The organism is Macrococcus brunensis (assembly GCF_004359615.1).
Lineage (GTDB): Bacteria > Bacillota > Bacilli > Staphylococcales > Staphylococcaceae > Macrococcus > Macrococcus brunensis.
Genome location: NZ_SCWA01000069.1, coordinates 1 through 353 on the forward strand (window position 1 = coordinate 1; position 353 = coordinate 353).

General features: G+C 54.7%; 1 protein-coding gene. It reads right to left on the minus strand.

Annotated features, from left to right (window positions below; all coding sequences use genetic code 11):
* The coding region (locus ERX27_RS11265; protein ID WP_133432864.1) for an SdrD B-like domain-containing protein at positions 1–353 on the minus strand (353 nt) is incomplete at both ends.

Below are 353 nucleotides of genomic sequence, written 5' to 3' on the forward strand. Positions count from 1 at the left end.
GTAGCCCTCAGGTGTTCCGAATTCAACCGTGTACTCACCGTTCGGCAGATTTGTGAACTCGTAGTTGCCGTTCGCATCTGTCGTCGTTGTCACTGTCGTACCGTCCGGTTTTGTCAGTGTCACTGGGACATTCGGGATGCCAGGCTCATTTGAGTTCTGGATGCCGTCCTTGTTGGTGTCCTCGAACACTTTGTCACCGATCGTGTATGTTGCTTCCGGTGCCGTCGGCTCTGCAGGTGTCGGTTTGTAGAAGCCTGAGTCGATTGTCAGGTCATCCCCGTTATTCACGACCACTGTCACCTTCTGGCCGTCTGAATCCAGTCGGTCATCGCCTACGTTTGTCGCTGTCGGCG